Raw genomic sequence first — 23,851 nt, forward strand, 5'->3', positions numbered from 1 at the left:
AGGCGGTGGAGTCCTGATTGGTGGCGTCAGCATCGCTGCGCGAAGGGCCAAAATTTGGCATAATGGAGGTGTCCTTCTGGATCGATACGAGTTGGCGCTCGTGATCTGGAGAGTGGAGATTCTTGAGAAGGCCTCGCTTCGGCGGGGCCTTTTCGTATGTCAGGCCGCGAGGCGGCTCAGCTCGCGCCTGCGCTCGGCACTGAGGCGCGGCCAGGTCGAGACGATCTGCGCGACGAAGGTGGCGAGGTCGTCCATGTCCTCGGTCGCGCGAGCCTCCTGCGAGGCACGGCTCTCGTGAAGATCGGCGATGTCGACGCCGGCATAGGCGGCAAGGTCCGTCTCGCGGACCTTCCAAGCGTTGCCGATCATCACCGCGGGAAGTTCGCCGGAGTGAATGAGCCCGAGGAGATGACCGCGGGAGCCCCAGCCTCCGGCGGTCAGATCACGCAGCCCGTACATGCGAAGGGTGCTGTCAAGGGTGGCGGTCGTAGCCATCGTTGCGGAGCCTCCGAGTCGACCGAGACGCTGACTGCATCTCGATGTCTCAGCTACACGTCGCATTCGACGGCTGAGCTCCGCCCGATCCGTAATCGGTCGCTCCCCGCCTACTGAGGGCGGTTACCGCTCTGGACCATCCGGGTCCTGGTAGCCCCAAGCTTACTACAAGAATCTGCGATTGCAACACTGTAGTTGCGGACGATACTGTTCAAATCGCAGGGTTGCTCGTAAACAAGGAGATGCACACAATGCCCGCCCCATCCGAGACCTTCGTCCACCGACTCCGCGAGATTCGTCGCACGGCGAAGATTAGCCAAGCCGAGCTTGCCGATCGTGTCTCGTCGAGCCTGTCGTACCGCATCGACAGCACGGCGATCACCCGCATGGAGCGCGGCGACCGCGTCGTGCGCCTCGACGAGGCAGTCGCGATCGCCGACGTGCTCGGCGTCTCCCTCGACGAAATGCTCCATGAGGGTGGCGAGGTGGCCGCTCAGCTCCATCAGCTCCAGCACGAGCTCCAGCAGGTGGAGTGGCAAGCCGCTGACGCCGAGGCCGAGGCAGCCCAGGCCCGCGCGAGCGCGGACGCCATTCGGCAGCAGATCGTAGCGCTCGAGGCGGAGCAGCGCTCGGGCGACAGTGCGCAGTCCTAAGAGCGAGGACCGGGGCCGCAGGCCCCGTCACTGGAAGATCGTCGTCAGCGGGGAAAGGCACGACGTGCTCGTCGCCGAGGAGATGCGCTGCGACATGTAGCAGATGTAGCACGTGTAGCAGCAGGTGTAGCACGTGGGTGCTACGCGATTTGCCGCGAGATTTCAACGAACTTCGGCGGTGTAGCAGCTGTAGCAGGAAAATTCCGAACTTCTATAGGACGTGTGAGGGGTGACACCTACCTATAACTTTCCTGATTCACGTGCTACAGCTGCTACACCCCCATCGATCCCAGTCGTAGCAAGGGAAAGACCTGTAGCAGCCATCTGCTACACACGTGCTACAGCTGCTACACGTGCTACGGCCCGGACGCAGGCCGTACCCAGCACGAAGAGCGAGAACCGGGGCCGCAGGCCCCGGCTTTCGTCACAGGAAGATCATCACCACGAGGGGAAGTCAACTCCCACGCGTCGCGCAGCGGGGGGCGGCGAGATCATGCCTGGCTACCTCCAGGCCACGCCTTCCCGATGCGTCTACTCCTGATGTCCTCCCTTCGTATCGCTGTCCGCCGCTCGCAGAGCGGCGCTTGCCCGTCCGGCCTGCGGCCGGGTTTTCACCCACCCACCACCTGGCCGCACCTGCTCCTCGACGCCGGCACGCGGATTGACTACTCACTGAGTACTCGATACCCTCGCCTCATGAACGAACGCACCGACCGACGTACCGAGCTGGACCTCACGCAGACCGACGCTGCCCGCCGTGCGGGCGTCTCCCTGGCCACCTGGCGGCGCTGGGAGGAGGACCCCAACTCCGTCAGCGAGAAGACTCGCCGCGCCTGCGAGAGCGCCCTGCAGCGCGTCTCCGAGCTCGATCTCGCCATGTCCAAGGAGGCCGACGCCTTCACTCGGGCATGGCAGAACTCGCGGCGTCTCACGCCGCGCCAGGCGTACGCCATCGCGCTCGAGCTCGACACGTGGGACGATCTGTATCTCTCGCCCTGGATCAGCGATCCGAGCGGACCGCTCTACGACGTGTCACCCTTCGACGAGTTCGACCTCCGTGTCATGATGCTGGTCGGGGAGAATCGCGCCTGGGCCGAGGCCGTCCGCCGACGCTGCCGCGTGCTCTCCGACGAGATCGAGGCCGGCACGCTGCCATTCGACCGACCAGGTCCGCTCATCGACGAGGTGCTGATCGGCGCAGCGCTCGCGGGCGCGCAAGCGTCGCTCGAGGACATGCCCGAAATTTTCGATCGGATCCCGGCACGCGAGGCCATCGACGACGAGGCCGAGGACGTGTATTTGCTCGGCGACGACGACTGGGACGCCGTGTCCGATGGGTTCGACGACGCGTGCATGTGGGACGAGTGGGAGGTCCCGCTCCGGCAGGGTCACCCGCTCCTGCCCGCGGTCCTGGCCGAGCGCCACCCCTTCACCTGGTTCGATCTTGTCGAGCCCACGGGCCCTGGGTACCTCCAGCGGCTCTCCGGCCTCCTCGTCGAAGACTGAGCCGATCCACCACAGCACAGCCGGGAGGCACCGATGACCCTCAATCCGCCCGCAGCGCATCGCCGCCGCACACCCGCCGAGGTCGAGGCCCTGCTCGATGCTCTCGACGAGCAGGGTAACCCCGTCACGACACGCCGCTCGGAGCGTCCTGCTCACGCCCTCCGTGATCCTCGGGGACGCGAGATCCTGCGCGCGTTCTTCGCCGGCGAGATCACGCGCGACGGGGTGCACGAGCGCCTCGATGCTCAGCCAGACATTGATAACGCGGACCTCGTCGGATGGTTCGCGTGGTCCTACCGTGAGTCGCAATGGATCGCGGCGTAAGTATGCTCTAGCTCCACCACCACGGCGGCCGTCGCGTTCGCGGGGCTGCTCGTAGCGATCCTGCGCTCCGACGAGATCCGTGCCATGCTCGTCGAGCTGGTGGAGAATGCGCTCGGCGCGGGCGGCTGAGCGGGCGGCGGGCGGAAGGCCTCGGCTCGGCGCGACGGAGGGGGCGTTCCGGCGGCTGTGCGGCGAGGAGCGGGGCGCGGTCACGGCGGAGTTCGCCGTCGTCCTCCCGGCAGTGCTCGCGGTGCTCGGAATCTCCATCGCCGGGGTGTTCATCGCCGCGCAGCGCCTCAGCCTGGTCTCGCTGGCCGCTCAGCTGGCGCGCTTCGAGGCACGCGGCGACGAGGACCTCGCAGCGGCGATGCTCGCGGACTGGGCGGGGCCGCCGCTCGAGGCGGAGCGAGAGCGGAGCGGGGCACTGCACTGCGTCGTGCTGCGCAGCCACCCGGCGGGAGGGCTGCTCTCGGCCATCGCGGTCGAGACCCGGGCCTGCGCGGCTGTCGCGGGCGAGGAGAGCGTGCCCGGTTCCGCTGCGGTCGCCGCCGCGACCCCCGCCGCTCGGAGCCTCGCGTGAGCGCGCCCGCACTGCTCGCGTGCGCTGCCGCCGCGATGTGCCTGGCCTTGCCGGTGATCGCGGCCTCCGCTCAGCTGGAGGCGCACCAGCGGGCCGCCGCTGCGGCCGATGCGGCGGCGCTCGCCGCCGCAGACGCCCTCACCGGGTGGAGCGCGGGACCGCCGTGCGCGCTCGCGCAGGAGGTCGCTGCCGCCGTCGGCACGCGGCTGCTCGTGTGCTCCACCCGCGAGGAGCTCGCCGAGGCGAGGGTCGAGGTGTCGGCATCCGGGCCCTTCGGCGCGGCAAGCGGCGAGGCGCGCGCCGGAGCACCCATGACGGACGCTGCGCGGTCCGCCGCGTCCGGAGCCGTCGGCCCCGACGGCTGGGCCTGGCCCTCCGACCGACGCGCGGTCACGCAGGGACCCCACGACGGCTGGGCGCTCGACCTCGCCGTGAGCCCGGAGGGCGCCCTCTACGCCCCGTACGCGGGCGTCGTGATCAGCGCGGGCCCCGACGGCTTCGGGGTACCGGAAGCCTGCCGGGTACACCCGGAGTGGTGGCGCGGTCCGAACGTCACGGTCGTGATGCGCCACGAGTACCGGGGGCGGGTGCTGTACAGCTCGCACAACCACGTGATGCCGGCGTCCCCGCAGAGCTTCGGCATCGCCCCGGGCAGCCGCGTGCGGGCCGGCCAGCGCGTCGCGACCGCCGGGATGAGCGGGTGCACGAGCGGACCGCACACGCACTTCACGCTCGCGACCACGCCGCGGAACACCGCGCCCGACCTCGACCCCTTCGCCTACCTCGGCCCGCCCTGAGCGCGGCGGCCGGGCGCTGCCGGAGCATCCTATGATTGAGAGCAGTCGATGCGTCCCGGAGGCTCGGGTGCATATGGTGATGATGGATTCTCACGTCAGAGTGTGTATCGTGTCGGTGCAGAACGGTCGGCCACCGTCGTAGGCCGCACCGCGCAGCGTGGACCGCATCCCGCGGAGCGCTCGAAGCAGATGAATGGAGACCCGTGGCGGGGACGAAGAAGCTGGTAATCGTCGAGTCGCCGACCAAGGCGAAGACGATCGGCGGATACCTGGGAGACGAGTACGAGGTGATCGCATCGGTCGGCCACGTGCGCGATCTCGCCGAGCCCTCGGAGCTGCCCAGCGAGCTCAAGAAGGGGCCGTTCGGCAAGTTCGCCGTCGACGTCGATAACGACTTCGCTCCGTATTACGTCGTCAACGACAACAAGAAGAAGACGGTCGCCGAGCTCAAGCGAGCGCTCAAGGGCGCCGACGAAGTCTGGCTCGCCACCGATGAGGATCGCGAGGGCGAGGCCATCGCGTGGCACCTCCTCGAAGTGCTGAAGCCGAAGGTGCCCGTGCGCCGCATGGTGTTCCACGAGATCACCCGGGAGGCCATCGAGCAGGCGCAGCAGAACACCCGCGACCTCGACATCGCCCTCGTCGACGCGCAGGAGACGCGGCGCATCCTCGACCGCCTCTACGGCTACGACATCTCCCCGGTGCTGTGGCGCAAAGTCGCCCCGAAGCTGTCAGCCGGGCGGGTGCAGTCCGCCGCGACCCGGCTCGTCGTCGACCGCGAACGTGAGCGGCAGGCCTTCCGCGCCGCGGAGTACTGGGACCTCACCGCCACCTTCCGCCCCGGCGAAGAGGCCCCCGACACGACCGCCTTCGAGGCCCGCCTCGTGCGCCTCGACGCACAGCGGCTCGCCACGGGAAGCGATTTCGGGGACGACGGCCAGCTCACCGCGAAGGCCGCGAAGGCCGGCGTGATCCGCCTGGAGCAGTCGCGTGCCGAAGCGCTCGCCGCAGCGCTCGCCGCCGGCGCCAGCGCCGAGGTCCTCTCGATCGAGACGAAGCCGCACACGCGCCGCCCGGCCGCGCCCTTCACCACCTCCACGCTGCAGCAGGAGGCCTCGCGCAAGCTGCGCTACAGCTCCCGGCAGACGATGTCCTTCGCGCAGTCGCTCTACGAGAACGGCTACATCACCTATATGCGCACCGACTCGCCCACGCTCTCGCGCCAGGCGATCCAGGCGGCGCGCGCGCAGGCGGCAGAGCTCTACGGCGCGCAGACCGTCCCCGAGAAGCCCCGCGTCTACACCGGCAAGTCGAAGGGCGCACAGGAGGCGCACGAGGCGATCCGCCCTGCCGGCGACGTCTTCCAGCGGCCGGCAGCGCTCAAGGGCACACTGTCGCAGGGCGAGTACGCGCTCTACGAACTGATCTGGAAGCGCACCGTGGCCAGCCAGATGGCCGATGCCAAGGGCTCGACCGACACGGTCACCGTCTCGGTGCCTGTCGCCGAGGCCACGGGGGCCGCCCCCACCGCCGCCGAGTTCACCGCCAGCGGCACCGTCATCACCTTCCCCGGCTTCCTGCTCGCCTACGAGGAGGGGCGCGACGAGAAGCGCGGCGACAGCGACCAGAACGTCTCGCTGCCGCAGCTCGCGCAGGCGCAGCCGCTCGGGGTCGAGGATCCCGAGGCGAAGGGCCACGAGACGAGCCCGCCGCCCCGCTACACCGAGGCGAGCCTCACGAAGCGGCTCGAAGAGCTGGGGATCGGCCGGCCCTCGACCTACGCCGCCATCATCAGCACGATCATGGACCGCGGCTACGTGACGAAGAAGGGCCAGGCCCTCGTGCCGAGCTGGATCGCCTTCTCCGTGGTGCGGCTGCTGGAGGAGCACTTCAGCGAGCTCGTCGACTACGACTTCACCGCCGAGATGGAGAACGACCTCGACCGCATCGCTGCCGGTGAGCAGGCGCGCGGGAAATGGCTGGGCGAGTTCTACTTCGGCACCGACTCCCACCCGGGCCTGCGCGGGGTCGTGGACAACCTCGGCGAGATCGACGCCCGTGCGATCAACACCATCAAGATCGACGAGCAGATCTCGCTGCGCAACGGCAAGTACGGGCCCTACCTCGAGGTCTACGACGAGAAGTGCGAGGTCGGTGAGGACGGTGCGCTGAAGCCCCGCAGCGTGAACATCCCCGACGGCATGGCCCCCGATGAGCTGACTCCCGAGAAGGCGCACGAACTCGCCGACGCGGAGCCCGCGGAGGATCGCGTCGTCGGGCTGCACCCGCAGACGGGCAAGCGCATCGTCGCGAAGAACGGCCGCTTCGGCCCCTACGTCACCGAGCTGCCCGATGAGGGCGAGGAGCTGCCGAAGGGGCAGAAGCCGCGCACGGCGTCGCTCTTCAAGAGCATGGACCCCGCGACCGTCGACCTCGACACCGCGGTCGCGCTGCTCGATCTGCCCCGCGTCGTGGGCCAGGACCCCGAGACGGGTGCCGACATTACGGCCCAGAACGGCCGCTACGGCCCCTACCTGAAGAAGGGGGCCGACACCCGCTCGCTGCCGTCCGAGGAAGCGATCTTCACGATCGACCTGGCGGGCGCACAGGAGCTGTTCGCGCAGCCGAAGTACGGCGCCCGCAAGGCGGCCAGCGCGCTCAAGGAGTTCGACGCGGACCCGGTCAGCGGCAAGCCGGTGCGGGTGCGCGACGGCCGCTTCGGGCCCTACGTCACCGACGGCGAGACCAACGCGACAATCCCGCGCGGCGACAGCGTCGAGGACATCACCTTCGAGCGCGCCATCGAGCTGCTCGCCATCAAGCGCGCCAAGGGGCCCGCCAAGAAGAAGACGCCGGCCAAGAAAGCGCCGGCCAAGAAGGCGCCCGCCAAGAAGACCACCGCGAAGAAGACCGCCGCCGCAAGCGGCACGGCCTCCAAGGGCGCCGCGAAGAAGAGCGTCGACCCCGCGCGCTCCGCGGCGGCCAAGAAGGCCGCCGAGACCCGCAGGGCCAACGCCGCGAAGAAGCTCGCCGAGTCGGCATGACCGGCCTCTTCATCACCGTCGAGGGCGTCGACGGAGCCGGCAAGAGCACCCAGGCCGAACTGCTCGGATCATGGATCGAGCAGCGCGGGCACGAGCTGGTGCGCACCCGCGAACCGGGCGGCACCCGCCTGGGGGTGGAGATCCGGAAGCTGCTGCTGCACGGCGGCGAGGAGCTCGGCACGGTCGATCCGAGAGCCGAGGCGCTGCTCTACGCGGCGGATCGCGCGCAGCACGTGGGTGCGGTGGTGCGCCCCGCGCTCGAACGGGGTGCCGTGGTGGTGCAGGACCGCTACATCGACTCCTCCCTCGCCTATCAGGGTGCGGGACGGGTGCTCGACCTCGCCGATGTGCGGCGCATCAGCGAGTGGGCGACAGGGGGGCTCTGGCCCCAGCTGACGGTGCTGCTCGATCTCGACCCGGCCGTCGCGGCGGCGCGCCGCGAGGATCGCGGCGGCGGTGCGGATCGGCTCGAGTCCGAAGCCGCGGCGTTCCACGCGGCCGTCCGGGCGGGGTTCCTCGAACTCGCCGAGGCCTTCCCCGACCGGTACCTGGTCCTCGACGCCTCCGAGCCCGCCGACGTCCTGCACGCCGCAGTCGTCGCCGCCGTCGCGCCCCTGCTGCCACGCTGATCCGGCGACGTCGCAGGAGCCGACGGCACCGGCGCCCGGAAAGCGACAGGGGGCGGCGCGCCGCAGCGCGCCGCCCCCTGTGCGAGGCCCTCGGGGCCGCTCAGCGGCCGCCGCCCAGCAGATGCTCCCCGGTCAGTTCCGCGAACTGCTCGACGTCCCGCACCTCGCGCCAGTTCGCGGCCAGTGCGCGGGCGGCCAGCAGCACGCCGCGAGCGGCGGGCGCCCGCAGTCCGGGCTCCAGCGTCTCGATATCGCGCACCTTCGCCGCGCCGACGATGCGCCGCGCCATCTTCGCCGAGGCGAAGAGGAAGGCCTCGGAGCGGATGCGCTCCAGCCGGGCCGCGGCGAAGGCGGCGTCGAAGAGGCGGGTCTCGTGCCAGTCGGCCGCGCGACGCAGGTATTCGGCCTCGAAGGCGCGCCAGGTCTCTGCGACGAGTGACAGCGCCCATGCGGCGCGCTCGGACTCGCCGAGCGCGGTGGCGCGCGCGGCGGCGAAGGCGTAGTTCGCGAAGAGGGCTCCCAGATCGAAGGCGACGGGCCCGTAGAAGGCGAACTCCGAGTCGAACACCTTCACCGACTCGGCAACCGCCCCGCTCGCGCCCCGCACCATCACCGAGCCGGTGTGCAGATCGCCGTGGATCAGGGCCTCCGCCTGGGTCATGAAGCGCCACTTCGCCTCCGCCATCGCTCCCGCGAAGGCCCGGTCAGCGGCCAGCTCCGCGGCGTCCGCGGCGTTCTCGGGCAGCACCTCGTTGCGGCCGATGTCGAACACCGGCTCGGTGAAGACGAGGTCCTCGGTGATGGTGCACAGCTCGGGGTTCTGGGTCTCGGCGATGCGCGCCGCGATCTCGCCGCGATCGCGGCCGAGGATCGAGGTGCCCACGGCGACGGCGGCGACGTATGCGCCGAGTCGTCGCGCCACGTCGAGGTGCTGCTCCGAGCGGTTGAGCGCGTCGCGCCACACGGAGTGGTCGGAGAGGTCCTCGAGCGCGAGGATGTAGCGCTCGGGATCGTAGAGCACCGTCTCGACGACCAGCTCGGGCGTCAGCGCGAAGTGCGCCTGCAGCGAGTCGGCCTCCCGCGCCGCCCGCTCGGGGGTCATCGGCCAGCCGGCCCCCGTCATGCGCACGTAGGGGAGCGCCTGCTTCAGGATGATCCCGCGTTCCTCGGCGTCGACGACGTGGAAGACCAGGTTGAGGTTGCCGTCGCCGATCTCGCGGATGGAGGCGATGCGATCCGCGTCGATGCGATCCCGCAGCTCGGCGCGCGAACGCAGGTAGTCGGCGATGTTGCCGGCGTCGAGGAAGGCGTACTCGTGAGACATGGGTGACCTTTCTGGAGTGTGGGTCCGCGGCGGGGGACCGGATCCGAGCGCCGGTCGCCGCTCACCTCGGGAAGAGCGGGGCGGGGGCCGCGCCGCAGGCGGCCCCCGGGGTCAGGTCGCCGGCGTGTACCGGACCTTCTTCCGCGACAGCGTGAAGGAGAACAGCAGGGCGACGATCACGACGAGGCCCTTCGCCGTGTCCTGGTAGAAGTACTCGAAGCCCATCATCGTCATGCCGGTGAGGACGATCACCACGAGCACGGCGCCGAGCAGGGTGCCCCAGGCGTTCGGCTTGTTGAGGCCGAGCACCGAGGTGCCGACCAGCGCGACCGCCACGGCCTCGAGCAGGCTCGAGGCGCCCGCGTTGACGTCGCCCTGGCCGATGCGCGCCACGAGGATGATGCCCGCGATCGAGGCGAACACGGAGGACACCACGTAGGCGGCGCCGCGGTGGAAGCCGACGCGGATGCCCGACAGGCGCGCCGCCTCGGGGTTCGCGCCGATCGCGTAGAGGATGCGACCCCAGGAGGTCTTGGTGAGCACGAACCAGCAGGCCGTGACGAGGACGATCATCACGATCACGGGGATCGGGACCGGTCCGACCGTGCCGCGGTCGATGAGCAGGAAGGCGGGGTCGAACTTGCCGGGGGCGGCGGTCCCGTCGGGGAGCGTCATGCCCGAGGAGACGGACTGCCCGGAGACGGGGATCATCTTCGCGCCCTGGATCACGAACATCATGCCCAGCGTCGCGAGCAGGTCCGGGATCTTGCAGACCACGATGAGGAAGGCGTTGAGCAGCCCGACGGCGAGCCCGGCGACGATCACGAAGGTGATCGCCATCCCGGCCGTCAGGTTGTAGAAGACCATCGTCATCGCGGCGAGCTGCACGCTCAGTCCCGCGACCGAGCCGATGGAGAGGTCGAGCCCGCCGACGATCATGCTGAACATGACGCCGAGGCCCAGGATCGCGGTGACCGAGGCGAACTTCAGCATCGAGAACATGGAGTTCGCGGTGGCGAAGGCGGGCTCGGTGAGCGCGAAGAAGGCGAAGGCGATCACGGTGACGGCGAGGAAGCCGTACTTGACGACGATGTCGCGGACGCGGTCGCCGGTGGAGAGGCGCACCTGCGCGGGGATTGCGGTCGTATCGGCCATCTCAGGCCACCTCCGTCATGCTCTGGATGATCTGTTCGTTGGTGATGTCGGATGCGCGGGCGTCGAGCGTGATCCGCCCCTCCACCAGCACGATGATGCGATCTGCGATCTCGCGGACCTCGTCCACGTCGCTGCAGATCATGATGACCGCGGAGCCCGCCGCCGCCTGCTCGCGCGCGCGGTGCGAGATGACCCGGCGGGCGCCGATGTCGACGCCGCGGAAAGGCTCGTCGAGGAGCAGCACGCGCGGGGCGCGCTGCATCCAGCGGGCGACCATCACCTTCTGCTGGTTGCCACCGGAGAGCGCGTCGACCGACTGGCCCGGTCCGGTGGCGACGACCGAGAACCGGTCGATCGCGGCGGCCCCGGCCTCGCGCTCGCGCCGGGGGGAGAGGATCCCGTTCCGCAGGAAGTCGCTGAGGAAGGGCAGGGACAGGGTGCGCATGAGCGACCAGCCGGGCAGCATGCCCTGGGCGGCCCGGTCCTCGGGCACGAGGTAGACGCCGCGGCCGATCGCCTGCTTGGGGTCGCGCGGCGCGAAGGGCTCGCCGTCGAGCGTCATGCTGCCGCTCGCGGAGCGCCGGGCGCCGAAGACGGCCTCGGCGAGCTCGGTCTTGCCGGAGCCGATGAGCCCGATGATGCCGGTCACCTCGCCCGCGGCGAAGTCGACGTCCACGGGGGAGCTCTCGGGGAAGATGCGGTGGTCGCGGATGCTCAGCATGGTGCCGGTGCCGTGGAGCTCTTCCAGCTCGGCGGCATCGGCGAGGACGCCCTCGCCGAGCATCGCGGTGACGGCCTCCTGCAGATCGAAGGGCAGGTGCTGGGCGTTCACGATGCGTCCGTCGCGCAGCACGGCGAGCCGGTCGGCGAGCGCGTTGATCTCGCTGAGCCGGTGCGAGACGTAGAGGATCGCGACACCGCGGTCCCGCAGGCGCGCGACGACGGAGAAGAGCCGTTCGGCCTCGTTCTGCGAGAGCGTCGAGGTGGGCTCGTCGAGGATGAGCACCTGCGGCGTGGTCGAGAGGGCGCGCGCGAGGAGCAGCATCTGGCAGTCGGCGATCCCGAGCTCGTGCACGTCCTGGCGCAGGAAGGCGTCGTCCCAGTCGAGGTCGAGCGTTGCCGCGATCTTGCGGGCGCGCGGCAGCAGCGAGCGCAGCGAGGCGACGGGCCGCACCTCTTTGAGTGCGATGTCCTCGAACAGGAGGTTCTCGGCGACGCTCAGGCCGGGCACGATCGCGTCGTCGATGCGCTGGTGGACGGTGCGCACGCCAGCGCGGGCCGCGGCCATCGGCGAGCCGAGATCGACGGGTTCGCCGCCCAGCCGCAGCTCGCCGCCGCTGGGCTCGTGCACGCCGGCGAGGATCTTGATGAGGGTCGACTTGCCGGCGCCGTTCGCGCCGAGCAGCGCCGTGATGGTGCCGGGCACGAGGTCGAGGTCGACGCCCTTGAGCACCCGGTTCGCCCCGAAGTTCTTGGTGAGTCCGACGAGGCGCAGTGCCGGCGCCTGGGCGGTGTCCGTCGAATGCATGCGTGCACACTCCAGCTAGGGGCGGGCGCCGGCGCGAAGGCCGGCGCCCGCGTGATGGGCTCAGAAGGAGACGACCGGGATCCAGTCGGCGCTCGACACCTCGGAGATGTTGAGCTTCGGCTCAGCGGCGCGGAGGTCGTCCATGTTCTTGATGTCGTTCTCGCGGAGCATGTCCTGGGTCACGAGGATCGGCGGGAAGTCGACGCTGTCCTCCTCCAGCTCGCCCGCCATCTTCAGGGCGAGGGTGCGCATGACGGCCGCGCCGATCGCGTTCGGGTCGGTGGCGCCGGTGGCGACCCAGCGGCTGCCCTCGGCGGTCATGAGCTCGATGTCGGCGGTGGAGATGTCGGCGCCGTAGACGAGGACGTCTTCGGTGCCGGGCACCTGGTCGAGGCCGGTGAGGGTGCCCTTCGTGAACTCGTCGTACGGGGCGTAGATGGCCTTGACGCCGGTGTTCGCCTGGGCGGCCGCGGTCACCATCGGCGCGGTGTCGGTGGCCGAGGAATTGGTGAAGTTGCCGGTCTTGAACTTCTGCGTCCAGTCCTGCTCGGCGAGGTACTCCTGCCACACGGCGTCGCGGCGGTCGAGCGGGGCGATGCCGTCGTAGTTGACGTAGCCGACCTCCGCGCCGGTGCCGATGTCCTCGGCCATCTGGTCGAGCACGAGGGAGGCCATCAGCGCGTCCGACTGCTGCGTCTGCACGGCCTCGGGCGCGCACTCCTGGATCTCCACGTCGTAGATCGCGACGGTGATGCCCGCATCGAGCGCCTGGTTCACGCCCTCGCAGAGCGTGTCGGGCAGCCCGTGCCGCACGATGATCCCGTCGACGCCCGAGGAGATCGCCTGCTCCAGCTGCGAGGCCTGGGTGGCGTTGTCGCCCTGCGCGTCGAAGACGGAGAGCTCGACGCCGAGCGCCTCCGCCTGCTGGCGGGTGCCGTTGAGGTACTGCTGGAAGTAGTCGCCCTGGCCGGACTGCTGCACGATGGCGATCTTGACGCCGTCCTGGTCGAACGGCGCCGGCGCGTCGGCGGTCGCCTCCGCGACCTTGCCCGAGTCGCTCGAGGCGGCCGGGGCCGCGGTGTCTCCCTGCGTGCAGCCGGCGAGCGCCAGCGTGAAGATGGTCGCGGCCCCCAGCGCCGCGACCGTGGTGTTCTTGCGCATCCTTGCGTTCCCTTCGGAAGGTGTTTCGGTGTGGTGTTCGGAGTGGTCTACGCGGCGACGGTCTCGGAGTCCGCCCGGAAGAGCGGCTGCGGCTGCGAGCCCGGCTCGACGACGCCGCGCTCGGTGACGATCGCGGAGATCAGGTCGTGGGGCGTGACGTCGAAGGCCGGGTTGAAGGCGCGCACGCCCGGCGTGGCGACGGTGACGCCGCCGAAGGCGAGCACCTCCTCGTCCCCGCGCTCCTCGATCTCGATGAGGTCGCCGGTCGCGGTGCCCGGGTCGACGGTGGAGTGCGGGGCGGCGACGACGAAGGGGATCCCGCGGCGCTGGCACGCGAGCGCCAGAGCGACGGAGCCCACCTTGTTGGCGGTGTCGCCGTCGGCGGTGATGCGGTCGGCGCCGATCACTGCGAAGTCGACGAGGCCGCGGAGGATCGTGCTCGACGCCGCTCCGTCGACCTGCACGAGGTGGGGGATCCCGTCGCGGTGCAGCTCCCAGCTGGTGAGCCGGGTGCCCTGCAGCAGGGGCCGGGTCTCGTCGGCGTAGACCAGTTCGAGCATGCCGCGGTCGTGGAGCTCGTGCAGGATGCCGTAGGCCGTGCCCCACGCCGCCGTGGCGAGCGCACCGGTGTTGCAGTGGGTGATCGCGCGCAGCGGACGGTGGCCGATGCGGTCGAGCAGCCAGTCCGCGCCGAGGCGCGAGAGCTCGCGGTTGGCGCGTTCGTCCTCCGCGGCGATGGCGTGGGCCTCGGCCAGGACGCGCTCGAAGCCCTCGGCCCGGAAGCGGCCCGCGCGGCCCGCGCCCCAGGCGAGGTTGACGGCGGTCGGCCGCGCGTTCGCGATGGAGGCGATGGCGGCGTCGACTTCCTCGGCGCTCCAGCCGCTGCGCGAGCCTTCGAGCAGTGCGAGGGCGACGCCGTAGCCTCCGGCGGCGCCGAGCGCCGGAGCGCCGCGCACGGCGAGGCGCTGGATCGCGTCGATGAGCTGCGCGACCTCGCCGACCTCCAGGAAGGTCTCCTCCGCGGGGAGGAGCGTCTGGTCGATGAGCCGGATGTGGGAGTCGGCTCCGGCGTCCACCCATTCGATTGCGCGGATCATGTCGATCGTGTTTCCTTCCGACGGCGGCGTCGGATCGCGCTGCGCGATCCGTGAGAGAACGGTAACCGGTTGACTGACAAGTTGTCAATACTTGTAACATTCGGCTGTCATCCTGGAGGCTCTACACTGAAGGGGTCGCGGGCATTCGGCCGTGCGGAGCGCGAGCGGCCCCGGCGAGCCGGCGGCCCTCGGCGCCGGGATGCGAAGGAGAGAGGCATGGCGAAAGCGGGATCGCGCGTGGCCCTCGTGGCCGACGGTCTCCGGGCGGCGATCATCTCGGGCGAGTTCGCGGAGGGGGCGAGGCTCCCTCCGGAGACCCGCCTTGCCGAGCGCTTCGGGGTGTCGCGCCCGACCGTGCGGGCCGCGCTCAAGGAGCTCGAGACGAGTGCCCTGGTGCACACCCAGCACGGCGTCGGCAGCTTCGTGGCGGAGCGCCCCTCCGTCACGGCTGGGCTCGAGCAGCTCGACTCGATCACGGAGTCGATCCGCAGCATGGGACGCGAGCCGGGGATGATCTACAAGGGCCGTGTCATCAGGCCCCTCCTGCCGGACGAGGCGGAGAAGCTCGGGCTCTCGGGCGACGCCCAGGCGCTGGAGCTGCGCCGCACGATCCTCGCCGACGGCGAAGTGGTCGCCTACTCCTACGACCTCATGCCGATCGGCGTCTTCCCCGATGGCGCGGATCCCGAGGAGGTGCAGGGGTCGCTGTTCGCCTATCTGCGGGAGCGCCGCGGCATGCACCCCCACCACGCGGTCGCCGAGGTCCACGCCGTCCACTCCGACCGCATCGGCTGGGACGGGCCCGTGGGGCGGCCGGCGCTCTACGTGCTGCTCGACCAGGTCCACTACGATCGTGCGGACCGCGCGCTGCTCTACTCGCGCAGCTATTTCCTGGAGGGGCGGTACGCCTTCACGATCCGCCGCTCCCACTGAGGGCGCGGGCCGCCACCACCGCCGTCACCCGCGAGGACCGAACTCCGCTCGCTAGTTGTTTGACAACTAACGTCGATCTGGCAGGATGAGAGGACCGAACGAAAGGACGTCGATGCCCGCCACCGCACGCGAAGACACCGTGATCTCCGAGCTCTCGGGGGTCGGCGAGGATGCGGTGCGCCGCGGGCTGGTGCTCGCGAGCGCCGGCAATCTCTCGGCCCGGCTCGACGAGGAGCGCTTCGTCGTCACGGCCTCAGCGACCTGGCTCGACCGGCTCACCCCCGGCGACTTCAGCGTCATGCACCTCGACGGCCGCGTGCTCGCCGGCAACCCGAAGCCGTCGAGCGAGTGGCGGCTGCACCAGCGGGCCTACCAGGCGCGGCCCGATGCCGGCTACGTGATGCACCTGCACCCCCGGCACGCCGTGCTGCTCGCCTCGATCGGCGCCGAGATCCGGCTGCTCACCCTCGACCACGCCTTCTACGTCGGATCGATCGGCATCACGCCGTTCTACCCCAATGGCTCCGAGGAGCTCGCCGACACCGCCGCCGCGGAGCTCGCCCATCACGACTGCGTCGTGATGCAGCACCACGGCTGCACCGTCGTCGGGGACAGCGTCGAGATGACGTTCCGCCGCGCGCTGAACCTCGAAGACGCCGCCCGAGTCACCGCGCTCGCCCTGCAGCTCGGCGACACCGACACCCGCTTCCCCGAGGAGCACCGCCCCGAGCACGCCTGAGCCGCGCCCGGGGCGCGCCGGGCTACGCGCCGACGACCGCGCCGAAGCGCGCCGGCAGGGTGCCTCGCGAGGCGGCGGCGAGCTCCGCGAGCGGCAGGGTGAAGCGATCCTGCACCTCGATCGCGGCGCCCTCGCCCGAGCCGTCCGTCACGCCGATCCGCAGCACCGGGAAGTCGCGTCCCTCGCAGAGCCCGCGGAACTTCACGTCCTCCTCGTGGGGCACGGCGACGAGCACTCGCGCCTGCGACTCCGAGAACAGGGCGGCGGTGTCGTCGACCCCGTCCCGCGACACGATCTCGTCGATCCACACCCGCGCGCCTACGCCGAAGCGCAGCGCGCCATCGCTCAGGGCCTGCGCCAGCCCGCCCTCGGAGAGGTCGACGGCGCCCGAGAGCAGCCCGCCCTGGCTCGCGGCGTGCAGCAGCTCAGCGAGCCTGCGCTCCGCGTCGAGGTCTGCCACGGGCGGACGGCCGCCCAGGTGCTCGTGCACGGTGCCCGCCCAGGCCGAGCCGTCGAGCTCGTCGTGGGTCACGCCGAGGAGGTAGAGGTGCTCGCCCTCGTCCTGCCAGCCCGAGGGCACGCGGCGCGCCACGTCGTCGATGATCCCGAGCACGCCCACCACCGGCGTCGGGTGGATGGGAGTGTCGCCCGTCTGGTTGTAGAGCGAGACGTTCCCGCCGGTGACGGGCACCTCCAGCGCGAGGCAGGCGTCCGACAGGCCCTCCACCGAGCGCGAGAACTGCCACATCACCTCGGGATTCTCCGGGCTGCCGAAGTTCAGGCAGTCGGTCACCGCCGTGGGCACGGCGCCCGAGGCTGCGACGTTGCGGTACGCCTCCGCGAGCGCGAGCTGCGAGCCCACGTAGGGGTCGAGCTGGCAGTAGCGGCCGTTCGCGTCCGTGGAGATCGCGACGCCGAGGCCCGACTCCTCGTCGACGCGGATCATGCCCGCGCCGTCCGGGAAGGTCAGCGCCGTGTTGCCGAGGACGTAGCGGTCGTACTGGTTGGTGATCCACTCGACCGAGGCCTGGTTGGGCGAGCCGGCCACGGCGAGCATCTGCGCGCGCAGCTCCTCGCCCGAGGCGGCGCGGGCGAGCCCCGCGGCGCGCACGCCGTCCGCCTGCAGCGCGTCGATCCACGCGGGATAGGCGACGGGACGCTCGTAGACGGGTCCGTCGACGGCGACCGTGCGAGGATCGACGTTCACGATCTCCTCGCCCCGCCAGTTGATGACGAGACGGCCCGTGTCGGTCACCTCGCCGAGCACGCTCGTCTCCACGTCCCACTTCTCGGTGACGGCGAGGAAGGCGTCGAGCTTCTCGGGCGCCACGACCGCCATCATCCGCTCCTGGCTCTCCGACATGAGGATCTCCTCGGCGGTGAGCGAGGGGTCGCGCAGCAGTACGCTGTCCAGCTCGATGAACATGCCGCCGTCGCCGTTCGCCGCGAGCTCGGAGGTCGCGCACGAGATGCCCGCCGCGCCGAGATCCTGGATGCCCTCGACCAGTTCGCCGCGGAACAGCTCCAGGCAGCACTCGATGAGCACCTTCTCGGCGAAGGGATCGCCCACCTGCACGGCCGGGCGCTTCGTCGGCCCGCCCTCGCTGAAGCTGTCGGAGGCGAGGATCGAGGCGCCGCCGATCCCGTCGCCGCCGGTGCGCGCTCCGAACAGCACGACCTTGTTGCCGGCGCCCGAGGCGTTGGCGAGGTGCAGATCCTCGTGGCGCAGCACGCCGACGCCGAGCGCGTTGACGAGCGGGTTCTGCTGGTAGACGCCGTCGAAGACGGTCTCGCCGCCCAGATTGGGCAGTCCTAGGCAGTTCGCGTAGGACGAGATGCCGGCGACGACGCCGTGCACCACGCGCGCCGTGTCCGGGTCGTCGATGTCTCCGAAGCGCAGCTGGTCCATCACGGCCACGGGCCGCGCCCCCATCGAGATGATGTCGCGGATGATCCCGCCGACGCCGGTCGCGGCGCCCTGGAAGGGCTCGATGTAGGAGGGGTGGTTGTGGCTCTCCACCTTGAAGGTCACCGCCCAGCCCTCGCCGATGTCGATGACGCCCGCGTTCTCACCCATGCCCACGAGCAGACGCTCGCGCATCTTGTCGTTGACCTTCTTGCCGAACTGGCGCAGGTAGATCTTCGACGACTTGTAGGAGCAGTGCTCCGACCACATCACCGAGTACATCGCGAGTTCGCCCGAGGTGGGGCGGCGGCCCAGGATCTCGCGGATCCGCTCGTACTCGTCGGGCTTCAGGCCGAGCGCACCGTAGGGCTGCTCCTTGTCGGGCGTCGCGACCGCGTCGGCGACGGTGTCGGGGCGGGGGCCGGCGGTGGGTGCAGCGGTGTCAGTCACGCTCGATGTGCTCCGTGGTTCGGGATCGGAACCGGCGGCAGCGCACGCCGGACATACGTGCATCCAGTCTACGCGCTCCCGCGCGGGCGCACGCAGCGCCCGCACGGTCGGTAGCGTTTCTCAGGCGAACACGGAAGACTGGGTGCATGAGCGATCCGAACACGAACGCAGCCGGTCACGACGCCCCCGCCGAAGCGGGCGGGCAGAACGCCCAGCAGCCCGTGACGCTGCCCCCGCCCCCGCCCGGACACGCCGCCGACGCCGCCGGGCGGCAGCCCGGCGCCCAGGGCTCGGGCCGGCAGGCCGCGGAGGCGGCGGCGCCGCACGGCGGAGCCGGTGAGCGGGGGGCGGCCCCCGCGGCACCCGCCGCGCCGCGCGGCCCGCAGCCCGGCGAGGGGCGCGCCGGTGATTCCGGCCCCCGCCTCTCGACGTTCCTGAAGATCAGCATCGTGCTGCTCGCCGGGCTCACGCTCGCCTCGATCTCGCTGTTGTTCATCGGCGACTTCGAGGGCAAGTTCGAGCGGGTCTTCTCGACCTTCGTGCTGTTTGCCGTGTTCGTGCTGTTCACCGCCCTGGACACCCGCCGGGGCCAGAAGTCGGAGTGGTACGCGCCCGTCGCGCTGATCGCCAACGCCTACATCCTGGGCCTGCTGCTGATCGTGATCTGGATGACGGGATACGACCGCTACACGCTCATGTGGGAGATCTTCTGGAAGTCGGTCTTCGTGATCCTCGTCACCCGGCTCGTGATCCTGTGCTGCCAGCTGCTGCTGACCATGGGCGCGAAGCTGAGCGCCGTGGTGACGCGCTTCGCCTTCGTCACGAGCGTCCTCGCGGTGCTCTCGGGCATCCTCTTCACCGCTCCGGTGGGCATCGACGCCTTCGGCCTGCACGTGCCCGATCTCTACTGGAAGATCGCGACCGCGCTGCTCATCCTCACGGCTCTCGGCCTGTCGATCACGCTGCTCCTGCGCTGGTCCTACGGCTCGGAGGCGCGCGAGGCGGCGCGCGAGGCCGCGCGTGCCCGCGGGGGCGTCGGCCCGGTTGCCGGCCCGCCCTATGTCGCGCAGCAGCTCCAGGCACCGCCGCTGCCGCAGCAGTCCCAGCCGCAGCCGCAGGCACCGGCGCAGGCACCGGCACCCCAGGGGGGACGGCCCCTGCTGCCGTGGCCGACCTTCCCCGACGGCCGTCCGCTGCCCGCGGGGCCCGATGGCCAGCCCGACTTCTCGGTGCTCGGCCACGGCCGTCCCTGAGGGCTCACGCCGTCCGCTCGCGGGCTCCGGCTTCTCCGTCTGCGACGGGGACCGGAGCCCGCGGCCGTTCCGGCGAGGAACGCGAGCGGGTCTCAGTCGGCGAAGAGCGCCGTGACGGCGTCGAGCCCCTCCGAGGCGCGGCCCTGGCGCGCCAGCTCGCGCAGGCGCACGCTGGGCCGGTGCAGGAGCCGCCCGGTGAGGTGGCGGAGCGCGGCTTCGAGCTCGTCCGAGCGGGCGTCTCCGCCGGTCGTCGCGTCCGTCCCGGGGGCGCCCGCCGCGCCGCGCCGGCGCATCCGCGCGATCTCCTCGCTCAGGATGCCGTCGACGTAGGCGCGCAGTTCGCGGAGCGCCGGCACCGCCTCCCGCTCGGCGCGCACCGCCGCGAACTCGGCGGCCGCGGTGCGCACGATGTCGCGGGCCTCGAGCTCCGCGCCGAGTTCCGGGATGGGGGCGTGCAGGGCGATGGTCTCCAGGTCGAGCAGCTCGACCCCCGGGACGCCGGTGACGTCGGGGGAGATGTTGCGCGGCAGGCCCATGTCGATGAGCAGCCGGGGACGCGTGGGCGCTGCCGCAGCGGTGAGCGAGCCGTTCGCGAGCCCGGGGAACCGGGCGCAGAACGGCGGGCTTCCGGCGGTCACGGTCTCGTCGAAGCGCTCCCGGGTGAGCAGCGGCTCGTGCACGCTGCTGCAGGCCACGACGAGGTCGCTCGCGCGGAGCTCTGCGTCGAGGGCGCCGGCGGGCACCGGGCGGATGCCGTGCGAGGCGGCGAAGGCCTCGGCGCGTCCCGAGGGGGAGTAGACGCCGATGTGCCGCGCCCCGCGCGTGCGCAGGGCCGCGAGGCTGGCTCCGGCATAGGCGCCGGTGCCGATCAGCAGCACGCGCGCAGAGGTCCAGTCGCCCACGCGGCTGTCGACCATCGCGAGCGCGAGCTGCACGAGCGAGCGCCCCTTGCGCTGCAGCCCCGTGCGGTGCTTGACCCGCTTGGACACGACCGCCGCGTGCTGGAAGAGCCGCTCGAGCTCGGTGGTCGAGGTGCCGGTGCTGCGGGCGGCGTCGATGGCCCGGCGCACCTGGCCGGCGATCTCGCCCTCGCCCACCGCCGCCGACTCGAGGCCGCTCGACACGGCGAAGAGGTGCGCGGCGACCTCGTCTCCGCGATGCACCGACACGGCACCGTCGAGTTCCTCCGGCGCCATGCCCGCCGCCTGCGCCAGCCCGTCGAGCGCGCGCTCGGGGGCGAGCCCGGGCGCGTCGAGATAGGCCTCGAAGCGGTTGCAGGTGGCGAGCACCACGGCCCCGCGGCTCATCGCCCCGTCGCTGAGCGCGGCGGTGACCGAGTCGAGTCGGCGCTCGATGCGTTCCAGCAGCGCGAGGTCGGCGTGCCGGTGGTCGACGGAGAGGCAGAGCAGCATGGCATTCTCGGGGTCGGGATCCCGGCAGGGAGCCGCGCCCGGGCCGGGTTCGGCCGGGCGCGGCATCCGCACGGGGATCGGGGTGTTCGGTTGAGATCCGGGCCGGTCACGGCCCGGGGGCGTGCGGTGCGAGCCGTGCGACAGGTGCGCGGGCGCTCCGGGAGGCATGCTCGCACGCGAAGCTGAGCAGATCAGATGTTTCACATCAGATCTATAAGCTAGCATCTGCTGCGATGAACTCCCTTCCTGGCACCCATCCTCTCGTCGACGGCCGCACGAGCGGCGCGCCCCTGATCCGGGCCCTGCGCGGGGACCGCCCCGAGCGCCTGCCGGTCTGGTTCATGCGGCAGGCCGGCCGCTCGCTGCCCGAGTACCGCAGCCTGCGCGCGCACCATCGTATGCTCGACGCCTGCGTGAACCCCGAGGTCGCGAGCGAGATCACGCTGCAACCGGTGCGCCGCCACGGCGTCGACGCGGCGGTGTTCTTCAGCGACATCGTGGTGCCGTTGCGGCTGGCTGGCGTGGAGGTCGATCTGGTCGCCGGCCGCGGCCCCGTCTTCGAGCACCCGGTGCGCAGCGCGGACGATGTGGCGCGGTGCCGTGCGGAGTTCACGCCGCAGCGCCTCCGCGAGGCGCTGGAGCCCGTGCGCGAGGCGGTGCGCCTCACGGTCGCCGAGCTGGGGGAGACCCCGCTCATCGGTTTCGCAGGAGCCCCCTTCACGCTCGCCGCCTACCTCGTGGAGGGCGGGCCCTCGCGCGACCATCTCCGTGCGCGGACGCTCATGCACGCCGAGCCCGAGGTGTGGCGCGAGCTGCTCGACTGGGCGGCCGAGCTCAGCGGGACCTTCCTCGAAGCGCAGGTCGAGGCGGGCGCGAGCGCGGTGCAGCTCTTCGACTCGTGGGCGGGATCGCTCAGCGCCGTCGACTACCGCCGTCACGTCGCCCCCGCCTCGCGCCGGACCCTCGACGCGGTGCGCGGGATCTCCTACCGCGATCCGCTGCGCGAGGGCTACGCGGCGGGCCGCGAGAGCGTCCCGATCATCCACTTCGCGGTCGGCTCGGGCCACCTGCTCGAAGAGCTCGCGGAGGTGGGGGTGAGCGCGCTGGGCGTGGACTGGCGCACCCCGCTCGACGCCGCCAGCGAGCGGCTCGGCGATCTGCTGCCGCTGCAGGGCAATGTCGACCCCGCCTACCTGGGCGCTCCGGCCGAACGGCTCGAGGCGCACCTCGACGAGGTGATCCGGCGGGGGCGGCGCGCCCCGGCGCACGTGCTCAACCTCGGGCACGGAGTGCCGCCCGAGGCCGACCCGGCCGTGCTCACCCGGATCGTCGAACTCGCGCATGACCGCTGACGACCCTTCCGCTTCCGCACCGCCACCGCCGCCCGTCGCGGTGGCCGTGGTGGGCGGCGGCGTGTCCGGTCTCGTCGCGGCGCGCGAGCTTGCGCTCGCGGGGGTCGAAGTGCGGCTCTTCGACGCGGGTGACCGTCCCGGCGGCCGCCTCCGCGGAGAGCGCCTCGGCGACCCCGCCCCGCCGGACGCCGGCCCCGAGATCGACATCGGGGCCGAGGCCTTCGCCACCCGCGGGGGCGTCGTCGCCGCGTACCTCGCCGAGCTGGGCCTCGCGGGGGAGATCGTGAGCCCGGCCCCTCTCGGCTCCTGGCTCGTCTCGAGCTCCGGCGCCGTGCGGCTGCCCGCCGCCGGCACGGTGGGGATCCCGACCGAGCCGCTCGGACGCCCGTCCGTGCGCGCACTCGGCGTGCTCGGGGCGCTGCGCGCCGCCGTGGAGCCGGCCCTGCCGCGCTCGGTGGGCCGCGGCGGCAGCCTCGGCGCGGCGGTGTCGGCGCGGCTGGGCAGCCGGGTCCTGGAACGCCTCGTCCGGCCCGTGGTGCTGGGGGTCCACTCGCGCGAGCCCGCCGAGATGCCGATCGACGCCGTCCCCGGCCTGTCCGAGGCCTTCGCTCGGCACGGATCGCTCGTCGCGGCCGCGCGCGAGCTGCGCGACGGGCGCAGCGCAGCGGGCGGCGCCGTCGCGGGCCTGCGGGGCGGCATGGCCACCCTGGTCGCCGCACTCGAAGCCGAGCTGCGCGGACTCGGCGTGGAGATCCGCACCGGGGTGGCCGTCGCGGGCATGGAGCGCACGGCACCCGACGCCTGGGCGCTGAGCGACGGCGCCGGACGGCGCATTGCGGAAGCCCGCGCCGTCATTCTCGCGGTGCCCGAGACCGTCGCCCGGCGTCTGCTCGGCGCGGAGCCGGCGCTTCCCGAGGGTCGGGTCGAGGTGGTCGCCCTCCGCGTCGCGGACTCCCGCCTCGACGCCGCGCCGCGCGGCACCGGAGCCCTCGTCGCCTCCGACGCGGCCCCCGGCATCGCGGCGAAGGCCCTCACGCACGTCACCGCGAAGTGGCCGCATCGCGCCGCGGGCGGGGACGGCGCCACGGACCATGTGCTGCGGCTCTCCTACGGGCGCCTGGGCCGCGAGCCCGAGACGGCGGGGCTGAGTGACGAGGAGGTGCTGCGCCTCGCCGTCCGCGATGCCTCCCGCATCCTCGGCATCGAACTGCGCCCCGAATCCGTGCGAGCCATGCGACGCCGCGAGTGGCTGGTCGGCCGGGCGCCCGGCGCCTCGGGGCGCGGCGTACCCCTGCCGGCGCCACCCGATGTGGCGCTTGCGGGAGACTGGGTGAGCGGCACCGGGCTCGCCTCCGTCATCCCTGGCGCGCGCGAGGCCGCGGCGCACATCATCGACCGGCTCGGCGGCACGCCTCACCGCACCGGGCAGCACACAGGGGAGGCGGCCCGAGGAGCCGCCCGAGAGACGCCGCGCCAGACGCGGCGGGAAGGAGCGCCGGAGCGTTGAGCACGG

21 protein-coding genes are annotated in these 23,851 nt (G+C 71.7%); 13 read left to right on the forward strand and 8 right to left on the reverse strand.

Going from position 1 to position 23,851, the window contains the following annotated elements; translation table 11 throughout:
* Positions 1 to 159: 159 nt before the first annotated feature.
* Positions 160 to 495 (reverse strand): helix-turn-helix domain-containing protein, encoded by a 336-nt coding sequence (locus B4915_RS11005; RefSeq protein WP_146120088.1) that lies wholly within the window; start codon positions 493 to 495, stop codon positions 160 to 162.
* 251 nt (positions 496 to 746) lie between these two features.
* Between B4915_RS11005 and B4915_RS11010 the strand changes: the two genes are divergently transcribed.
* From B4915_RS11010 to tmk, 8 genes are all read left to right on the forward strand, one after another.
* Positions 747 to 1,148 (forward strand): helix-turn-helix domain-containing protein, encoded by a 402-nt coding sequence (locus tag B4915_RS11010; RefSeq protein ID WP_181158559.1) that lies wholly within the window; start codon positions 747 to 749, stop codon positions 1,146 to 1,148.
* A gap of 696 nt (positions 1,149 to 1,844) precedes the next feature.
* Positions 1,845 to 2,654: a helix-turn-helix domain-containing protein gene (locus B4915_RS11015; protein WP_105805874.1), complete on the forward strand. Its 810-nt coding sequence runs from the start codon at positions 1,845 to 1,847 to the stop codon at positions 2,652 to 2,654.
* Between the two features lie 33 nt (positions 2,655 to 2,687).
* The gene (locus B4915_RS11020; protein ID WP_105805875.1) at positions 2,688 to 2,978 is read left to right on the forward strand and encodes a hypothetical protein; all 291 of its coding nucleotides are present in this window, start codon (positions 2,688 to 2,690) and stop codon (positions 2,976 to 2,978) included.
* 60 nt (positions 2,979 to 3,038) lie between these two features.
* The gene (locus B4915_RS11025; RefSeq protein WP_245907472.1) at positions 3,039 to 3,107 is read left to right on the forward strand and encodes a hypothetical protein; all 69 of its coding nucleotides are present in this window, start codon (positions 3,039 to 3,041) and stop codon (positions 3,105 to 3,107) included.
* Positions 3,085 to 3,558 carry a TadE/TadG family type IV pilus assembly protein gene (locus tag B4915_RS14975; RefSeq protein WP_245907473.1) on the forward strand — a complete coding sequence of 158 codons (474 nt, stop codon included), beginning with the start codon at positions 3,085 to 3,087 and terminating at the stop codon, positions 3,556 to 3,558. The genes B4915_RS11025 and B4915_RS14975 overlap by 23 nt, the downstream gene beginning before the upstream one ends.
* Positions 3,555 to 4,355, forward strand: coding sequence for a M23 family metallopeptidase (locus tag B4915_RS11035; RefSeq protein WP_105805876.1), 801 nt, complete (start codon positions 3,555 to 3,557; stop codon positions 4,353 to 4,355). The genes B4915_RS14975 and B4915_RS11035 overlap by 4 nt, the downstream gene beginning before the upstream one ends.
* A gap of 203 nt (positions 4,356 to 4,558) precedes the next feature.
* Entirely contained in the window at positions 4,559 to 7,399 is a 2,841-nt protein-coding gene (gene topA, locus B4915_RS11040; RefSeq protein ID WP_105805877.1) for a type I DNA topoisomerase, read from the forward strand.
* Complete coding sequence (gene tmk / locus B4915_RS11045) at positions 7,396 to 8,028, forward strand: dTMP kinase (protein WP_105805878.1); 633 nt, start codon at positions 7,396 to 7,398, stop codon at positions 8,026 to 8,028. Before topA ends, tmk begins: the two co-directional genes overlap by 4 nt.
* 100 nt (positions 8,029 to 8,128) lie before the next feature.
* Here tmk and mtnK read toward each other — a convergent pair whose 3' ends face one another.
* From mtnK to mtnA, 5 genes are all read right to left on the reverse strand, one after another.
* Positions 8,129 to 9,352, reverse strand: a complete 1,224-nt coding sequence (gene mtnK, locus B4915_RS11050) for an S-methyl-5-thioribose kinase (RefSeq protein ID WP_105805879.1) — start codon at positions 9,350 to 9,352, stop codon at positions 8,129 to 8,131.
* Positions 9,353 to 9,463: 111 nt separating this feature from the next.
* Positions 9,464 to 10,507: an ABC transporter permease gene (locus B4915_RS11055; protein WP_105805880.1), complete on the reverse strand. Its 1,044-nt coding sequence runs from the start codon at positions 10,505 to 10,507 to the stop codon at positions 9,464 to 9,466.
* 1 nt (position 10,508) lies between these two features.
* A complete protein-coding gene (locus tag B4915_RS11060) occupies positions 10,509 to 12,035 on the reverse strand; it encodes a sugar ABC transporter ATP-binding protein (RefSeq protein ID WP_105805881.1) in 1,527 nt (508 codons plus the stop codon).
* 60 nt (positions 12,036 to 12,095) lie between these two features.
* Positions 12,096 to 13,196, reverse strand: a complete 1,101-nt coding sequence (locus B4915_RS11065; RefSeq protein WP_105805882.1) for a substrate-binding domain-containing protein — start codon at positions 13,194 to 13,196, stop codon at positions 12,096 to 12,098.
* Between the two features lie 47 nt (positions 13,197 to 13,243).
* Entirely contained in the window at positions 13,244 to 14,293 is a 1,050-nt protein-coding gene (mtnA, locus tag B4915_RS11070; protein WP_105805883.1) for an S-methyl-5-thioribose-1-phosphate isomerase, read from the reverse strand.
* 216 nt (positions 14,294 to 14,509) lie between these two features.
* On the opposite strand from mtnA, the gene B4915_RS11075 reads away from it, so the two are divergent.
* Both B4915_RS11075 and B4915_RS11080 read left to right on the forward strand, forming a co-directional pair.
* Entirely contained in the window at positions 14,510 to 15,226 is a 717-nt protein-coding gene (locus B4915_RS11075; protein ID WP_105805884.1) for a GntR family transcriptional regulator, read from the forward strand.
* 112 nt (positions 15,227 to 15,338) lie between these two features.
* The gene (locus tag B4915_RS11080; RefSeq protein ID WP_105805885.1) at positions 15,339 to 15,965 is read left to right on the forward strand and encodes a class II aldolase/adducin family protein; all 627 of its coding nucleotides are present in this window, start codon (positions 15,339 to 15,341) and stop codon (positions 15,963 to 15,965) included.
* Positions 15,966 to 15,987: 22 nt separating this feature from the next.
* Here the strand turns inward: B4915_RS11080 and purL are convergent, their stop codons facing one another.
* Complete coding sequence (purL, locus tag B4915_RS11085) at positions 15,988 to 18,321, reverse strand: phosphoribosylformylglycinamidine synthase subunit PurL (protein ID WP_105805886.1); 2,334 nt, start codon at positions 18,319 to 18,321, stop codon at positions 15,988 to 15,990.
* Positions 18,322 to 18,467: 146 nt separating this feature from the next.
* Between purL and B4915_RS11095 the strand changes: the two genes are divergently transcribed.
* Positions 18,468 to 19,574, forward strand: coding sequence for a hypothetical protein (locus B4915_RS11095; RefSeq protein WP_181158560.1), 1,107 nt, complete (start codon positions 18,468 to 18,470; stop codon positions 19,572 to 19,574).
* A 92-nt stretch (positions 19,575 to 19,666) separates the two neighbouring features.
* Here the strand turns inward: B4915_RS11095 and B4915_RS11100 are convergent, their stop codons facing one another.
* On the reverse strand, positions 19,667 to 20,986 hold the full coding sequence (locus B4915_RS11100; RefSeq protein WP_105805889.1) for a glutamyl-tRNA reductase: 1,320 nt from the start codon (positions 20,984 to 20,986) through the stop codon (positions 19,667 to 19,669).
* A 233-nt stretch (positions 20,987 to 21,219) separates the two neighbouring features.
* Between B4915_RS11100 and hemE the strand changes: the two genes are divergently transcribed.
* Both hemE and B4915_RS11110 read left to right on the forward strand, forming a co-directional pair.
* On the forward strand, positions 21,220 to 22,338 hold the full coding sequence (gene hemE, locus B4915_RS11105) for a uroporphyrinogen decarboxylase (RefSeq protein ID WP_105805890.1): 1,119 nt from the start codon (positions 21,220 to 21,222) through the stop codon (positions 22,336 to 22,338).
* Entirely contained in the window at positions 22,328 to 23,845 is a 1,518-nt protein-coding gene (locus B4915_RS11110; RefSeq protein ID WP_105805891.1) for a protoporphyrinogen/coproporphyrinogen oxidase, read from the forward strand. Before hemE ends, B4915_RS11110 begins: the two co-directional genes overlap by 11 nt.
* Positions 23,846 to 23,851 lie beyond the last annotated feature (6 nt).

Source organism: Leucobacter massiliensis (genome assembly GCF_002982315.1).
GTDB lineage: Bacteria > Actinomycetota > Actinomycetes > Actinomycetales > Microbacteriaceae > Leucobacter > Leucobacter massiliensis.

Excerpts from the sequence above, each read along its gene's own strand:
- mtnA (WP_105805883.1), bottom strand. The coding sequence starts at position 14,293 with ATGATCCGCGCAATCGAATGGGTGGACGCCGGAGCCGACTCCCACATC.
- B4915_RS11015 (WP_105805874.1), top strand. The coding sequence starts at position 1,845 with ATGAACGAACGCACCGACCGACGTACCGAGCTGGACCTCACGCAGACC.
- B4915_RS11095 (WP_181158560.1), top strand. The coding sequence starts at position 18,468 with ATGAGCGATCCGAACACGAACGCAGCCGGTCACGACGCCCCCGCCGAA.
- tmk (WP_105805878.1), top strand. The coding sequence starts at position 7,396 with ATGACCGGCCTCTTCATCACCGTCGAGGGCGTCGACGGAGCCGGCAAG.
- mtnK (WP_105805879.1), bottom strand. The coding sequence starts at position 9,352 with ATGTCTCACGAGTACGCCTTCCTCGACGCCGGCAACATCGCCGACTAC.
- B4915_RS11060 (WP_105805881.1), bottom strand. The coding sequence starts at position 12,035 with ATGCATTCGACGGACACCGCCCAGGCGCCGGCACTGCGCCTCGTCGGA.
- hemE (WP_105805890.1), top strand. The coding sequence starts at position 21,220 with ATGAACTCCCTTCCTGGCACCCATCCTCTCGTCGACGGCCGCACGAGC.
- B4915_RS11100 (WP_105805889.1), bottom strand. The coding sequence starts at position 20,986 with ATGCTGCTCTGCCTCTCCGTCGACCACCGGCACGCCGACCTCGCGCTG.
- B4915_RS11065 (WP_105805882.1), bottom strand. The coding sequence starts at position 13,196 with ATGCGCAAGAACACCACGGTCGCGGCGCTGGGGGCCGCGACCATCTTC.
- B4915_RS11080 (WP_105805885.1), top strand. The coding sequence starts at position 15,339 with ATGCCCGCCACCGCACGCGAAGACACCGTGATCTCCGAGCTCTCGGGG.
- B4915_RS14975 (WP_245907473.1), top strand. The coding sequence starts at position 3,085 with ATGCGCTCGGCGCGGGCGGCTGAGCGGGCGGCGGGCGGAAGGCCTCGG.
- B4915_RS11020 (WP_105805875.1), top strand. The coding sequence starts at position 2,688 with ATGACCCTCAATCCGCCCGCAGCGCATCGCCGCCGCACACCCGCCGAG.
- B4915_RS11055 (WP_105805880.1), bottom strand. The coding sequence starts at position 10,507 with ATGGCCGATACGACCGCAATCCCCGCGCAGGTGCGCCTCTCCACCGGC.
- B4915_RS11110 (WP_105805891.1), top strand. The coding sequence starts at position 22,328 with ATGACCGCTGACGACCCTTCCGCTTCCGCACCGCCACCGCCGCCCGTC.
- B4915_RS11010 (WP_181158559.1), top strand. The coding sequence starts at position 747 with ATGCCCGCCCCATCCGAGACCTTCGTCCACCGACTCCGCGAGATTCGT.
- B4915_RS11075 (WP_105805884.1), top strand. The coding sequence starts at position 14,510 with ATGGCGAAAGCGGGATCGCGCGTGGCCCTCGTGGCCGACGGTCTCCGG.
- B4915_RS11005 (WP_146120088.1), bottom strand. The coding sequence starts at position 495 with ATGGCTACGACCGCCACCCTTGACAGCACCCTTCGCATGTACGGGCTG.